The 14,322-nt window shown below is 72.5% G+C and carries 11 protein-coding genes; 4 read left to right on the plus strand and 7 right to left on the minus strand.

Annotated elements, in window-relative coordinates; translation table 11 throughout:
- Positions 1–40: 40 nt before the first annotated feature.
- The 4 genes from ACFWNV_RS27940 to ACFWNV_RS27955 form a co-directional block, all read right to left on the minus strand.
- The gene (locus tag ACFWNV_RS27940) at positions 41–1,231 is read right to left on the minus strand and encodes a lipid-transfer protein (protein ID WP_383952335.1); all 1,191 of its coding nucleotides are present in this window, start codon (positions 1,229–1,231) and stop codon (positions 41–43) included.
- Entirely contained in the window at positions 1,228–1,665 is a 438-nt protein-coding gene (locus ACFWNV_RS27945; RefSeq protein WP_383952355.1) for a Zn-ribbon domain-containing OB-fold protein, read from the minus strand. Before ACFWNV_RS27945 ends, ACFWNV_RS27940 begins: the two co-directional genes overlap by 4 nt.
- 79 nt (positions 1,666–1,744) lie before the next feature.
- The gene (locus ACFWNV_RS27950; protein ID WP_383952337.1) at positions 1,745–2,125 is read right to left on the minus strand and encodes an Mpo1-like protein; all 381 of its coding nucleotides are present in this window, start codon (positions 2,123–2,125) and stop codon (positions 1,745–1,747) included.
- 13 nt (positions 2,126–2,138) lie between these two features.
- A complete protein-coding gene (locus ACFWNV_RS27955; RefSeq protein ID WP_383952339.1) occupies positions 2,139–2,981 on the minus strand; it encodes a M15 family metallopeptidase in 843 nt (280 codons plus the stop codon).
- Between the two features lie 29 nt (positions 2,982–3,010).
- On the opposite strand from ACFWNV_RS27955, the gene ACFWNV_RS27960 reads away from it, so the two are divergent.
- Both ACFWNV_RS27960 and ACFWNV_RS27965 read left to right on the plus strand, forming a co-directional pair.
- The gene (locus ACFWNV_RS27960; RefSeq protein ID WP_383952341.1) at positions 3,011–3,520 is read left to right on the plus strand and encodes an NUDIX domain-containing protein; all 510 of its coding nucleotides are present in this window, start codon (positions 3,011–3,013) and stop codon (positions 3,518–3,520) included.
- A gap of 185 nt (positions 3,521–3,705) precedes the next feature.
- Positions 3,706–5,547: a M1 family aminopeptidase gene (locus tag ACFWNV_RS27965; RefSeq protein WP_383952343.1), complete on the plus strand. Its 1,842-nt coding sequence runs from the start codon at positions 3,706–3,708 to the stop codon at positions 5,545–5,547.
- Between the two features lie 85 nt (positions 5,548–5,632).
- Here ACFWNV_RS27965 and ACFWNV_RS27970 read toward each other — a convergent pair whose 3' ends face one another.
- Positions 5,633–8,053: a glycoside hydrolase family 31 protein gene (locus ACFWNV_RS27970; protein WP_383952345.1), complete on the minus strand. Its 2,421-nt coding sequence runs from the start codon at positions 8,051–8,053 to the stop codon at positions 5,633–5,635.
- 249 nt (positions 8,054–8,302) lie between these two features.
- On the opposite strand from ACFWNV_RS27970, the gene ACFWNV_RS27975 reads away from it, so the two are divergent.
- Both ACFWNV_RS27975 and ACFWNV_RS27980 read left to right on the plus strand, forming a co-directional pair.
- Entirely contained in the window at positions 8,303–10,282 is a 1,980-nt protein-coding gene (locus ACFWNV_RS27975; protein ID WP_383952347.1) for an acetoacetate--CoA ligase, read from the plus strand.
- Positions 10,283–10,351: 69 nt separating this feature from the next.
- On the plus strand, positions 10,352–11,269 hold the full coding sequence (locus ACFWNV_RS27980; RefSeq protein ID WP_383952349.1) for a hypothetical protein: 918 nt from the start codon (positions 10,352–10,354) through the stop codon (positions 11,267–11,269).
- An 81-nt stretch (positions 11,270–11,350) separates the two neighbouring features.
- On the opposite strand, the gene ptsP is transcribed toward ACFWNV_RS27980, so the two are convergent.
- On the minus strand, positions 11,351–13,021 hold the full coding sequence (gene ptsP / locus ACFWNV_RS27985) for a phosphoenolpyruvate--protein phosphotransferase (RefSeq protein WP_383952351.1): 1,671 nt from the start codon (positions 13,019–13,021) through the stop codon (positions 11,351–11,353).
- Positions 13,022–13,095: 74 nt separating this feature from the next.
- A complete protein-coding gene (locus ACFWNV_RS27990; protein WP_383952353.1) occupies positions 13,096–13,545 on the minus strand; it encodes a PTS glucose transporter subunit IIA in 450 nt (149 codons plus the stop codon).
- Positions 13,546–14,322: the final 777 nt, after the last annotated feature.

The following is a 14,322-nucleotide window of genomic DNA, read 5'->3' on the forward strand; positions in this document are numbered from 1 at the left end:
GGACGCCGCGCCCCGGCAGCCCCTTCCGGCCGCAGCCGCGCTACCGCACGGCGACGACCGCCGATCCGTGCCCGAACAGCCCCTGGTTCGCGGTGATTCCGGCCCGCGCCCCCGCCACCTGCCGCTCCCCGGCCGTGCCCCGGAGCTGCCAGGTCAGCTCGCACACCTGGGCGATGGCCTGCGCCGGCACCGCCTCCCCGAACGAGGCCAGTCCGCCACTGGTGTTGACGGGGATCCGGCCGCCGAGCGCGGTCGCGCCCTCCCGCACGAGCTTGGCCCCCTCGCCCTCCCCGCACAGGCCGATGTCCTCGTACCACTCCAGCTCCAGCGCGGTGGACAGGTCGTAGACCTCGGCGAGCGAGAGCTCGTCCGGCCCGAGCCCCGCCTCCTCGTACGCGGCCCGCGCGATCGAGGCCCGGAAGGAGCCGGCGGTCGCCACCCCGGCCGTCATCGAGTCGGTGGCGATGTCCGGCAGGTCGAGGACGGTACGGGGATACGTGGGCGTCACCGTGGACACGGCCCGGATCCGCACCGGGTCCGGGACCCCCCGCGAGCGGGCGAAGTCCATGCTGCTCAGCACGAGCGCCGCGCCCCCGTCGGAGGTGGCGCAGATGTCGAGGAGCCGCAGCGGATCGGCGACGATCGCCGAGGCGGCCACCTCCTCGGCCGTCACGGCCTTGCGGTACCGGGCGTTCGGGTTCAGCAGCCCGGCCGCCGCGTTCTTCACCTTGACCTGCGCGAAGTCCTCACCGGTGTCCCCGTAGAGGGCCATGCGGCGGCGGGCGTACAGCGCGAAGTAGGCCGGGTTCGTGGCGCCCAGGACCCGGAAGCGCAGCCAGTCCGGGTCGTCCGGCCGGTCCCCGCCCGCGGGTGCGAAGAACCCCTTCGGGGCGGCGTCCGCCCCGACCACGAGCACCACGTCGGCGAGCCCGGCCAGGATCTGCGCCCGGGCCGCGCCGATGGCCTGGGCGCCGGACGCGCAGGCCGCGTACACGCTGGTCACCCGGGCGCCCTGCCAGCCCAGGGCCTGCGCGAAGGTGGCTCCGGCCACGTAGCCGGGGTAGCCCGACCGCACGGTGTCGGCCCCCACGATGGACTGCACGTCGGTCCAGTCCAGCCCGGCGTCGGCGAGCGCGGCCCGCGCGGCGGCCCGCCCGTACTCGACGAAGCTGCGGCCCCACTTGCCCCACGGGTGCATGCCGGCCCCGAGGACGGCGATGTCGGCGCTCACAGCTCCACCCCCACGGGCCGGAACCGCCAGGTGGTCCAGGCGGTGCCGTCGGCATCCTCGTTCAGCACGCCGCCGACCACCTCGACCTCCATCCCGACCGCCAGGTCGCCGACGCCCACCCCGGGCACCGTCTGCCCGAGCACGACCATCCCCTCGGCCTCCAGCTCCACCGCGACCAGGGTGTACGGGGTCCAGGGCGCGTCCGGGTCGGACACGTACGGCGCGGGCGGCCGGTACCGCCCGTCGGTGTAGGACCAGACCCGGCCGCGCGGGGACAGCGGGGTCTCGGCGAGCTCGCCGCCGCCCGGGCAGTGCGGATTGCGGCAGTACGCGTCCTCGCGCGGGAAGAACACGGCGGCGCAGGCGGAGCACCGGGTGCCGAGCAGACGGAACCCGCCGTCCGCGTCGTCCCCGGTGAACCACCCGTCGACCACGGGTGTGCGTGTGCGCTCCGTGCGTGTGCGTTCCAAGACCCCTCCCGAAACCGACATCTGACGAACCGTCAGAAGTCTGTCAGGGAACGAGCGGGAGCGCACCCCCGGGACCGCACTCCTCACACGGGTTCTCGGCGAGCCACTTCCGAGCGATCTCGCCGAGCTCCGCGTCCCGCCCGGCCAGCATCATCCGGATCATCTGCGCGTCCCCGCGCAGCGACCACCCCGGATTGCCGAAGCTGGCCGGGTTGTTCCGCTCGATCAGGAAGTGCGCCGGCCACGCCGTCCCGTACCCGATCACGGGCAGCGCGGCGAGGTACCGCTTCCGGCCGCGGGCCAGCCCGTAGAGGGTGAGGGCGAGGCCCGAGAGGGTGCCGGTGAGATGGATCCAGCGGGTGGCGGCGCGGGAGTGCATGGCGACGTAGTAGGGCCAGAACTCCTCGTACGAACCGAATGTCATGCGGGCACGGTACTCAGCGGTGCACGGAGGCGACAGAGACCGGAAAATCGAAGTACGTCTCCGGGAACGCCTCCGGTGCGTACGTGAAGTGCCACCACTCCTGCGGCAGGTTCACGAACCCCTGCCGGCCGAGCACCCGCCCGAGGAGGTCCCGGTGCTCACGGGCCGGCCCCGTCACCCGCGGGCTGCCGGTGTGCGCGAGCGGATCGAAGAAGTCGAACGGCGTCCCCATGTCGAGGGGCCCCCGCCCGAGCTGCGTCAAGGTCACGTCGACGGTGCTGCCACGGCTGTGCCCGGACCTCTCGGCGATGTAGCCCTCGGGGATCAGCCGGTCCTTGGCCACCTCCGGATAGAACTCCGCCTTCGTCCGCTGGTCCGCCCCGTCCCCGGCCCACCGCACGAACCGGTCGACGGCTCGCTGCGGCCGGTAGCAGTCGTACACCAGCAGCGAGTACCCGCGGCGCAGCACCTCGCGCTGCGCCCGCCGCAGCGCCTCGGCGGCGGGCCGGGCGAGCAGGCAGACGGGCTCTTCGTAGCCGTCCACCACCGCGCCGGTGAAATTGCGCGGCGTGGCGTACCGCATCTCCTGCCCGATGCTCGCGTCCACCTCGGCCAGCGCGGCGAACCCCGCGGGCGCCGCGGACCGCTCGACGGGAGTGGCCCGCGGCGCGGCCACGGCCCCGGGTCCCGCGGCAGGACCGCCGACCGCCCTCGGCGCGGCCACCGCCCCCGCCCTCGGCGCAGCCACGGTGCCCGCCCTCGGCGCAGCCTCCGCCCCCGCCGCGGCCACGGCCGCCAGCAGTCCCAGTACGCCCAGCGCACCCAGCGCGCCCATCCGTCCCGCAACGACCGCCATCCGCATGCCCCTTGGAATACCATCGCCGCATGCCGGCGCACCTGAAGGACTCGCACTGCTCCGCCTGTGGAGCCCTGTTCGATACGGCCGACTGGCCCCGTGCCTGCCCCGCGTGCGGAGCGGTCGCCTACCGCAACCCGCTCCCGGTCGCCGTCGCCCTGCTCCCCGTCGAGGACGAGCTCGGCACCGGCCTGGTCGTCATCACCCGCACCATCGAGCCCGCCCTCGGCGGCATCGCCCTGCCCGGCGGGTTCATGGACTTCGGCGAGGACTGGCGCGAGTCCGTCGTCCGCGAACTCCGCGAGGAGACCGGCATCCACGCCCCGGCCTCCGAGGTCGCCCTCGCCGACACCCTCAGCTCCCCGGCCGGCCACCTGCTCGTCTTCGGTCTCCTGCCCGTCCGTCCGGCCTCCTCCCTTCCGGTCTCGGCGCCGACCGACGAGACGACGGGCTGGCACGTCCTGCGCGGTCCGGAGCAGTTGGCGTTCCCCCTGCACACGACGGTGGCCGGGGCCTGGTTCGCGGGCCGGTACCGCTGAGCCGTACCGGCCACAGGACCTCACCGTTCGGAGAACGAACCCTTTACCTGCCTCTGATGGCATGCTCCGGTCAAATCTGCCAGGCTTCCCGGCAGCCGTCACCCCCGCGGCTGCCCCGGCGCACCCAGGCCGGCAGGGCAGCCACCGAGCAGGCCGGAATCCCGGCCGCCTCAAAGGAGTTTCGCGTGAGAGCCACCCCCCACAAGGCCCTCGCGGCGAGTGCGTTCGCCATCGCCGCGCTGGTCGCCACCGCCCTGCCCGCCACCTCGGCGGCAGCGGCGCCCGCCGCCTGCACCCCCGCCCAGGTGGTCGCCAACGGCGGCCTCGAAAGCGGTACCTCGCCCTGGACCCAGTCGCAGACCGGCCTCATCACCAACCGCACCGGCCAGAGCGCCCACGGCGGTACGTACTTCGCCTGGCTGAACGGCGTCGGCAGCACCCACACCGACACGCTCTCCCAGAGCGTCACGATCCCCTCGGGGTGCAGCAGCGCGAGCCTCACCTTCTGGCTGCACGTCGACACCACCGAGACCACGACGTCGACCAAGTACGACAAGCTGACGGCGAAGATCGGCACGACCACGCTGGCGACGTACTCGAACCTCGACAAGAACACCGGCTACGTCCAGAAGATCTTCGACGTCTCCGCGTTCGCCGGCCAGACCGTGAGCCTCGCCTTCACCGGCACCGAGGACTCCAGCCTCAAGACCAACTTCGTCCTCGACGACATCGCCCTGAACACCTCCGGCGGCACCACCCCGCCCGGGGACTCCACCCGCACCCCGGCGGCTCCCGCCTACACGGTCAGCCTGAGCAGCAACGCGGCCGGCACCGTCTGGACCGGCCACCAGAGCGCGAACTTCACCAACGCCTCCGCCACCCCGCTCGCCGAGGTGTACCTGAGGCTGTGGGACAACTACCACGGGACGTGCGCCGCGATGCCCATCGTGGTCAGCAACGTCACCGGCGGCACGGCGGGCGCCCTGTCCGTCAACTGCACCGCACTCAAGATCGACCTCCCGGCGCCGCTGACCCAGGGCCAGAGCGCCACGATCGGCTTCGACCTCGGCATCACCGTGCCCAGCGGCGCCGACCGCTTCGGCTACGACGGGGCCTTCAGCTTCATCGGCAACGCCCTGCCCGTGCTCGCGGTCCGCGACGGGGCCGGCTGGCACCTGGACCCGTACACGAACAACGGCGAGTCCTTCTACTCCCTCGCCTCCGACTTCAGCGTCGCCCTCGACCACCCGAGCAGCCTGCTCGTACCGGCCACGGGCGCATCGGTGGACACCCCGGGCACCAGCGGCCGCACGGTGACCACCGCCACCGCCTCCAAGGTGCGCGACTTCGCCTGGGCGGCCGGCCCGTTCAGCAAGATCTCCGGCACCTCCCCCGCCGGAACCCCGGTCAACGTCTACTCCGTCTCCGGCATCAGCGCCTCGGACTCCCAGTCGATGCTCACCACCGCCAAGTCCGCCGTGGACGCCCACTCCGCCCGGTTCGGGGCCTACCCGTACGGCGAACTGGACGCGGTGATCGACAACAACTTCTGGTTCGGCGGCATGGAGTACCCCGGGTTCGTCCTCGACCTGGTCAGCACCACCGCGCTCACCCACGAGATCGCCCACCAGTGGTGGTACGGCATCGTCGGCGACGACGAGTACACCAACCCCTGGCTGGACGAGGCCTTCACCGACTACGCCACCGACCTCGCACAGAACAAGACCGGCGCGAGCTGCTGGAACAGCGTCTCCTGGGCCTCCTCGGCCGAGAAGATCAGCAACTCGATGGCCTACTGGGACACCCACTCCTCCCGCTACTCCACCGTCATCTACGGCTACGGCAAGTGCGCCCTGCACGACCTGCGCAGGGTCCTCGGCGACACCGCCATGGCCAAACTGCTGAAGGACTACGCCACTTCGCACTGGTACGGAGTCTCGACCACGGCCGAGTTCAAGGCGGCCGCCCAGGCCGCCACGACCACGGACCTGACCTCCTTCTGGACCACGCACCGCATCGACGGCTGACCTGACCGGTCCGCCGGGACCGGCGCCTCCGAGCGCCCACCCCCGGCGGACCGGCCCTCCGGGCGGCAGCAACCGACGCCCCGCCCTAGAGCCCCCGCAGCACCACCCCGTCCACCCGCGCCCCGGCCTCGTCCTCCACCACCACCGCGTCCCCGGCCCACCGCACCACGTACCGTTCCACCTCGCCCGGCTCGAAGCCCGGCCCCGGGTCCCGGACCACCACCCCGCCACCCGTGCGGCCCCGCGCCGGAGCCCACGCCTCCAGGGCCACCGACCCGTCGGCCGCCCGCACCGGCAGCAGCGAACCAGCCCGTGCCAGCACCGGGATCCGGTCGGCCGGGGCGTCCAGCAGGATCTGGCCCGGCCCCTCGTACGCCCGCCCCGTCGCCGTGTCGTACCACCGCCCGCGCGGCAACCGCACCGCCCGCCGGTCCGACCCGCACTCCAGCACCGGAGCCACCAGCAGGGCGTCACCGAGCAGGAACGCGTCCTCGCAGTCCCGTAGCGCCCGGTCCTCCGGCGCCCCCCACCACAGCGGCCGCACGTACGGGGCCCCGGTCCGCCGCGCCAGATGGGCCAGCGTCACGAAATACGGGCGCAGCCGCTCCCGTTCCGCCAGGACGGCCCGCGCGGCCCGGGTGGTCTCCTCCCCGAACTCCCACGGCTCCCGACGGCCGGCCCAGATCGCCGAATGCGTCCGGAACAGCGGCAGGTAGGCACCCAGTTGCAGCCACCGCAGGTACAACTCCGGCGAGGGCGAACCCCAGAAGCCCCCGACGTCCGGCCCCGAGTACGGCACCCCGCACAGCCCGAGGCCCAGCACCAGGGCCAGCGAGGCCCGCAGCCCGTCCCAGCTGCTCTCCACGTCACCGGACCACGTGCCCCCGTACCGCTGCATCCCCGCCCACCCCGACCGGGAGAAGAGGAACGGCCGCTCGTCCGGGCGCAGCCGCACGAGTCCCTCCCAGCCCGCGCGCGCCATCGCGAGGGCGTACACGTTGTGCGCCTCCCGGTGGTCCCCGCCGGCCCCCTCCAGGGAGTGCCGCGCCGACCGGGGGAGCGTCCGCTCCCCGAACGGGGCGAAGGAGACCGGCTCGTTCATGTCGTGCCAGACCCCGGCGAAGCCCTGCGCGAGCCGCTCCTCGTACAGCCCGCCCCACCAGCGCCGCACCGCCGGATCCGTGAAGTCCGGGTACGCGCACTCGCCCGGCCACACCTCGCCCCGGACCTCCCTGCCCGCCCCGTCCCGTACGAAGGCCCCGTGCGCGCCGACCGCGAGCCCCGCGGCGTGCACCGGGTCGCCCGCCTTCACCGCGGGGTCGACGATGGACACCAGCCTGACGCCACCCTCCGCCAACTCCTTTGCCAGCCCGGGCAGATCGGGGAACCGCTCGCGGTCCACGGTGAAGACCCGGTGGCCGTCGTAGTGGTCGATGTCCAGATGGACCGCCGACAGCGGCAGCCCGTGCCCGGCGTACCCCGCCACGATCCGGCGCACCTCCGCCGCGCTCCCGAACCCCCACCGCGCGTGCTGGTACCCGAGCGCCCACTCCGGCGGCACGGCCGCCCCGCCCGTCAGCCCGGACCAGCCCTGCAGCACCCGCCCGGGCGGCCCCACCAGCACCCAGCACCGCAACGGGCCGCCCTCCATGCGCAGTTCGCAGGAGCCGGGCCGGTCCGCCCCCGAGCCCGCGCCCTCCTCGCCCTCCCGCAACACCACCCGCCCGTCCCAGGAGTTGTCGTGGAACACCAGGTGCGTGCCCGCGTCGGCCACCACCAACTGCACCGGCATCGTGATGTACAGGGGCTCCTCGCCGGACCCGGACCCGAAGCCGCCCTTGGGGTCGGTGTTCCACAGCCGGTAGCTCCCGTCCCGCAACCGCGGCCCCACCGCCCGCCCGCCCAGCCCGAACACCCGCGCGTCCGCCGCCACTTCACTCCGCAACAGCCACCGCGCACCCCCACCGGCCACCTCGCCCACCGGCCCGGCCACCTCGCCCACCGGCCCGGCCGCATCCCCCTCGGACCCGGGGGAGCGCACCCCCACCGGGTCCCACCACCGCGGCGGCAGATCCCGCCGCAGCACCGCCCCGCCGGGGGTGCGCACCTCCACCGCCCCGTGCCGGGACACCGCCACCGTCACCCGCTCCGACACCACCCGCCAGCCGCCGTCGGTGTCCGGCTCCAGCTCGGCGCGCGGATCAGGCTCCGGCCCGGCGGCGACCACCGCGTACGAGGGCGTCGGCGCGGCACCGTCCCAGCCCCAGAACACCGCCCCGCCCACGGTGACCCGCACCAGCAGCTCCGAACGGGTGAACCGCAGCACCCCGCCGCCCGGCCGGGCCTCCGTACCGGTCAGCAGACCCGGCACCCGCGCCCGCTCCGCGCCCCGGGGCGCGAGCCCCGCCGCGTCCACCCGCCGGTTGCGCCACGCGGAGCGCCACGCGCGCCGCCCCCGCTCGCCGCCGAGGTCCTTCACCGCACGCACCAGCCCACGACCGTCCATGGCGCCCACCCTGCCACCGCCACCCGGCCCAGAAGGCGCCGTTCAACTGCCGTTCACCCGCAAAAGGATCACAGCCGACCGGCGATGACGACTCTGGTGCGGATGTCGATCACATGGCATCGTCCCTGTGAGCCCCCGTGCGCACACCCCGTGCGCGGTGGCACCGTACGAACACCACCTGCCACACCACACGCCAGACCACGCCACGCCCACGAGGCGCGAACCGCAGACGTGACCGGGAGCCGACGCATGACCGCAGCAGCCACCTCCTCCGAGCCCCTCTGGTCCCCGGGCCCCGACCGGATCGCCGCGGCCCGGATCACCGCCTTCCAGGCCTGGGCCGCCGAACACCACGGCGCCCCCGCGGACGGCGGCTACCCGGCCCTGCACAGCTGGTCCGTCGACGCGCTGGACAGCTTCTGGCAGGCCGTCGCCGAGTGGTTCGACGTCCGCTTCACCACCCCGTACGAGGCCGTCCTCGCGGACCGCTCCATGCCGGGCGCCGTCTGGTTCCGGGGCGCCACCCTCAACTACGCCGAGCACGCCCTGCGCGCCGCCGAGGACCCGGCCCGCGCCGGCGACGCCGCCCTGCTCCACGTGGACGAGACCCACGAGCCCACCCCCGTCACCTGGGCCGAGCTCCGCCGCCAGGTCGGCTCGCTCGCCGCCGAACTGCGCGCCCTGGGCGTCCGCCCCGGCGACCGGGTCAGCGGCTACCTCCCCAACATCCCCGAAGCCGTCACCGCGCTCCTCGCCACCGCCGCCGTCGGCGGCGTCTGGACCTCCTGCGCCCCCGATTTCGGCGCGCGCAGCGTCCTGGACCGCTTCCAGCAGGTGGAGCCGGTGGTCCTCTTCACCGTCGACGGCTACCGCTACGGCGGCAAGGAGCACGACCGCCGAGACACCGTCGCCGAACTGCGCGCCGAGCTCCCCTCGCTGCGCGCCGTCGTCCACATCCCGCTCCTCGGTACGCCGGCCCCCGCGGGCGCCCTCGACTGGTCGGCGCTCACCTCCGGGGAGACCGAGCCGGTCTTCGAGCCGGTCCCCTTCGACCACCCGCTCTGGGTCCTCTACTCCTCCGGCACCACGGGCCTGCCCAAGGCCATCGTCCAGTCGCAGGGCGGCATCCTCCTCGAACACCTCAAGCAGCTCGGCCTGCACTGCGACCTGGGCCCCGAGGACCGCTTCTTCTGGTACACCTCCACCGGCTGGATGATGTGGAACTTCCTCGTCTCCGGCCTGCTCACCGGAACCACCGTCGTCCTCTACGACGGCAGCCCCGGCTTCCCCGACACCGGCGCCCAATGGCGCATCGCGGAGCGGACGAAGGCCACCCTCTACGGGACCTCCGCCGCCTACGTGATGGCCTGCCGCAAGGCGGAGGTCCACCCCTCCCGCGACTTCGACCTCTCCGCCGTGAAGTGCGTGGCCACCACCGGGTCCCCGCTGCCGCCCGACGGCTTCCGCTGGCTCCACGACGAGGTGGCCGAGGACCTCTGGATCGCCTCGGTCAGCGGCGGCACCGACGTCTGCAGCTGCTTCGCCGGCGCCGTCCCCACCCTCCCGGTCCACATCGGCGAGCTCCAGGCCGCCTGCCTGGGCACGGACCTCCAGGCCTGGGACCCCTCCGGCAAGCCCGTCACGGGCGAGGTCGGCGAGCTCGTCGTCACCAACCCCATGCCGTCCATGCCGATCCGCTTCTGGAACGACCCCGACGGCAGCCGCTACCGCGACAGCTACTTCGAGATGTTCCCCGGCGTCTGGCGCCACGGGGACTGGATCACGATCACCGACCACGGCTCCGTCGTCATCCACGGCCGCTCCGACTCCACCCTGAACCGCCAGGGCGTGCGGATGGGCTCCGCGGACATCTACGAGGCCGTCGAGCGACTCCCCGAGATCAAGGAATCACTGGTCATCGGTCTGGAGGAGCCGAACGGCGGGTACTGGATGCCGCTCTTCGTCCACCTCGCGCCCGGCGCCGTCCTCGACGAGGCCCTCCGCTCGCGGATCAAGGCCACGATCCGCGAGGAGCTCTCCCCGCGCCACGTCCCCGACGAGATCATCGAGGTCCCGGGCATCCCCCACACCCTCACCGGCAAGCGCATCGAGGTCCCGGTCAAGCGCCTCCTCCAGGGCGCCCCCATGGCCAAGGCGGTCAACCCCGGCTCGGTGGACAACCTCGACCTCCTCCACTTCTACGAGGAGCTCGCGCGCACCCGCGGCTGACCGGACGGCCACTGTCAGTGGCGGTGATTACTCTGAGTGAGCAAGCGATCGCGCCACTCAGGGGGAACCATGCCACGCTCGAACGACACCGGGACCCGCACCACCACGGGCCGTCCCGCCCGCACCGGCCGGCGCCGCACCCTGCGCCGCGAAGTCCCCAGCACGGTCGGCCTCCTGGCCGACCCCGGGGACTTCGCGGCCATGCGCGGGTACCGCAGCTTCGCCTTCGACGACCACCGCGACTACCTGGACCACGTGGACCGGCTGCTCCGCTCCCTCGCGGCCCAGGGCATCCACACCACGGTCGCCCTCTTCGACGCCGTGGAGTACGCCGACTACTGCGCGGACCGCGGACTGGACCCCGACACCCCCGGGGCCCGCACCCGGTTCACCGCCGCACTGGGCGGCGCCACCGGCGGCCTCCCCTATGCCGGCCAGTCCGTCGACGAACTGGTCCCGCTCCTCGTGGACGCGGCCGTCCGGCAGGCCACCTGGGAGTACGCGAGCACCCTGCTGGCCGAAGTGGGCCGCTGCGCCGACTGCGGGGAGGACATCGGGACCGCCTCCTTCGAGCGCGCCGCCGAGGCGCTCCGGTACCTCGTGGACCGGGCCGGTCCGGGCCACCACCACCTGGTGTGCAGCGTCCCGGCGCCGGAGGAACAGCTCGTCGCGGTCCTGCACGCCGACACCGGACCCGGCGGCCGGCCCCGGGTGGACGGCCGGGACGGCCTCGACTTCGTGACCGTCCTCGCCGCGGGCCTGGCCCTCGGCGGACCCGGGGGACTGGTCCTGCGCAGCACCACCGAAGGGGACCGCGACCGCGTCCACGGCTGGCGCCTCGACCGGGGCCGCCTGGTACCCCTCTCGGCGGCGGCGGTCTTCAACGCCTACTGCACCGACGCAGACACCGGCGAGCCCGTGGGGCCCGAGCCCGGCGTCGAGTACTGCCCCGGCTACGAGGTGGACGAACCGGGCCCGCACCACTGAGCCGGGCGTCAGGCCCCCTATAAACGGCCGAGGGGCCCTCGCCACCGGCGAAGGCCCCTCGAACGCGGTACTGCTGTCCGGCTACTCGCCCGAAAGCACTGCCTGGGCGGCCACGCGGGCCTCCTCGGCGCTGTCCGCGGCGCGCGCGGCGGCAGCCGCACGCTCGCACTGCGCGAGGGAGTACTTGGCCAGCGTCGCCCGCACGTAGGGAATCGAAGCGGCACCCATGGAAAGGGAGGTGACACCCAGACCCGTCAGCACACAGGCCAGCAGCGGGTCGGAGGCGGCCTCGCCACAGACGCCGCAGCTCTTGCCCTCGGCCTTGGCGGCCTCGGCCGACATGGCGATCAGGTCGAGCAGCGCGGGCTGCCACGGGTCCTGCAGCCGCGATACGGCACCGACCTGACGGTCGGCGGCGAAGGCGTACTGGGCCAGGTCGTTGGTGCCCAGCGAGAGGAACTCGACCTCCTGGAGGATCGAGCGCGCCCGCAGCGCGGCGGAGGGGATCTCCACCATGGCACCGAACTTCGCCTTCAGACCGGCCTCGCGGCACGCGTCCGCGAACGCCTTGGCGTCGATGCGGTCGGCCACCATCGGGGCCATGACCTCGAGGTAGACCGGCAGCCCCTCGGCGGCCTTGGCCAGCGCGGTGAGCTGCGTGCGCAGCACGTCCGGGTGGTCGAGCAGCGAACGCAGGCCCCGGACACCCAGAGCCGGGTTCGGCTCGTCGGCCGGGGTCAGGAAGTCCAGCGGCTTGTCGGCGCCGGCATCCAGGACGCGTACGACGACACGGCCCTCGGGGAAGGCTTCGAGGACCTTGCGGTACGACTCGACCTGCTTCTCCTCGGTCGGCGCGTGCTTGCTGTCGTCCAGGAAGAGGAACTCGGTGCGGAACAGGCCCACACCCTCGGCCCCGGCATCGACGGCCGCCGGCACGTCAGCCGGACCGCCGATGTTGGCGAGCAGCGGCACCTTGTGGCCGTCGGACGTGGCGCCCGGACCGGAAGACGCGGTGAGAGCGGCCTTGCGCTCGGCGGCCGCGGCCTCCAGCTCGGCCCGCTTCGCCGCACTCGGCTCCACGAACAGGTCGCCGGTGCTGCCGTCGACGGCGATGACCGTGCCCTCGGCGATCTCGCCCGCACCCGGCAGCGCGACGATGGCCGGCACGCCCAGCGCCCGCGCGAGGATCGCGCTGTGGCTGGTCGGGCCGCCTTCCTCGGTCACGAAACCGAGGACCAGCGCCGGGTCGAGCAGAGCGGTGTCGGCGGGAGCCAGGTCCCGCGCGATCAGCACGTACGGCTCGTCGCTGTCGGGCACACCCGGCATCGGCACGCCGAGCAGGCGCGCGACGATGCGGTTGCGCACGTCGTCCAGGTCGGCCACGCGGCCGGCCATGTACTCACCGGCACCGGCGAGCAGGTCACGGTAGGCGGCGAACGCGTCGTACACACCGCGCTCGGCGGTGCTGCCGACGGCGATGCGCCGGTCGACGTCCGCCATGAGCTCGGGGTCCGTGGCGATCATCGCCTGGGCCTCGAGCACGTGCTGGGCCTCGCCACCGGCCAGCTGGCCCCGGGCGATCAGGTCGGCCGAGACAGCTTCCACGGCCTGACGGGCGCGCCCCTGCTCGCGCTCCGCCTCGTCCGCGGTGATCTGCCTCGCCGGCGGTTCGAGAACCGCCGTGCCCATGTGCCGAACCTCGCCGATCGCCACACCGTGGCTCACGCCGACGCCTCGCAGCGTTGTCTCCATTTCACCTGTCTCCGATTGAGCGGCGGGTCCACCCGCCGCGTTGGATGTCCGGTTCGCCCGAGCAGGCGGATACGTCACTGCCAGCCGAAGAGAACGTCTCCGGCCTTCATGTCTCCGGCCTCGACGACACCAGTGAGGGAGTCGGCAGTCGCTTCCAGCGCCACGACGGGGCAGATGGGGGACTTGCCGGCAGCCTCGACGGCCGCGGGGTCCCAGCGAATGACCTCCTGGCCACGGGTCACGGTGTCGCCCTTGTTGACGAGCAGCTCGAAGCCCTCGCCGTTGAGCTGAACGGTGTCGATGCCCAGGTGCGTGAGGACACCGTGGCCCTCGCTGTCGACGACGACATACGCGTGCGGGTGCAGGGAGACCACCACACCGTCTACGGGCGACACCGCCGCCGAAGGCTCGCGCACGGGATCAATGGCGGTACCCGGACCCACCATCGCGCCGGAGAACACCGGATCGGGCACTGCCGCGAGTCCGATGGCGGTCCCGGCAAGTGGGGACGTCACGCTGGTCATGGGGGCCTCCCAGGGGTGGGGCTTCGTCGTGTCGCCGTCACTACCTGTCGCGAACGGCGTACTCTCCAGAAGGATAAGTCACAAGATGTTCGGGTTCGCCCGATGTTGGTCCCGAACCGGACTGGTCCTTCGGCACGGAGACTAGTGGACTAGACCGGTGGACTAGACCATACGCCTGAATCGATTTGCCTGGGCCCTGGCCGACCTGTACTGTCGTGACTCCCGCCAGGAAGCCCCGCGTGAACATTTCGCGAACGGCTGATGGACGGGACTCCTCCTCTCTCTTGTTCTGATCTTGATCTCTCCTTCTTTCCGCATGCCTATTCGGCAAAACGGAGAGTGGTCAGAGAGAAGGAAAAGGACTGATAGAGTCGGACTCGCCGGAAAGGGAAAAGCGCGAAAGCGAATGACCTTGAAGGCGGAAAACAAGCGAGACGGACTCTGATAGAGTCTGAAACGCAAGAACAGAACGAAACGAAGCGCCCGGAGGAAAGCCCCAGTAATTGTTACTGAGGGTGAGTACAAAGGAAGCGTCCGTTCCTTGAGAACTCAACAGCGTGCCAAAAATCAACGCCAAAAAGTTGATACCCCGTCCATTTCGGTGGATGAGGTTCCTTTGAAAAAAGACCTGTGAGGTCGCAGCTTCGGCTCTGACACTTGCAGGCAATTACACAGCGAGGACGCAGTGGACGGTCGGTCTTATTCCGACATGACTGTCCCGCTCTAAGTGCGTGTGCACCCGATTACGGGTAAACATTCATGGAGAGTTTGATCCTG

This window comes from Streptomyces sp. NPDC058401 (assembly GCF_042722885.1).
Taxonomy (GTDB): Bacteria; Actinomycetota; Actinomycetes; order Streptomycetales; family Streptomycetaceae; genus Streptomyces.

Coding starts and splice junctions, on each gene's coding strand:
- ACFWNV_RS27950 (WP_383952337.1), bottom strand. CDS start 2,125: ATGACATTCGGTTCGTACGAGGAGTTCTGGCCCTACTACGTCGCCATG.
- ACFWNV_RS27955 (WP_383952339.1), bottom strand. CDS start 2,981: ATGGCGGTCGTTGCGGGACGGATGGGCGCGCTGGGTGCGCTGGGCGTA.
- ACFWNV_RS27960 (WP_383952341.1), top strand. CDS start 3,011: ATGCCGGCGCACCTGAAGGACTCGCACTGCTCCGCCTGTGGAGCCCTG.
- ACFWNV_RS27970 (WP_383952345.1), bottom strand. CDS start 8,053: ATGGACGGTCGTGGGCTGGTGCGTGCGGTGAAGGACCTCGGCGGCGAG.
- ACFWNV_RS27975 (WP_383952347.1), top strand. CDS start 8,303: ATGACCGCAGCAGCCACCTCCTCCGAGCCCCTCTGGTCCCCGGGCCCC.
- ACFWNV_RS27980 (WP_383952349.1), top strand. CDS start 10,352: ATGCCACGCTCGAACGACACCGGGACCCGCACCACCACGGGCCGTCCC.
- ptsP (WP_383952351.1), bottom strand. CDS start 13,021: ATGGAGACAACGCTGCGAGGCGTCGGCGTGAGCCACGGTGTGGCGATC.
- ACFWNV_RS27990 (WP_383952353.1), bottom strand. CDS start 13,545: ATGACCAGCGTGACGTCCCCACTTGCCGGGACCGCCATCGGACTCGCG.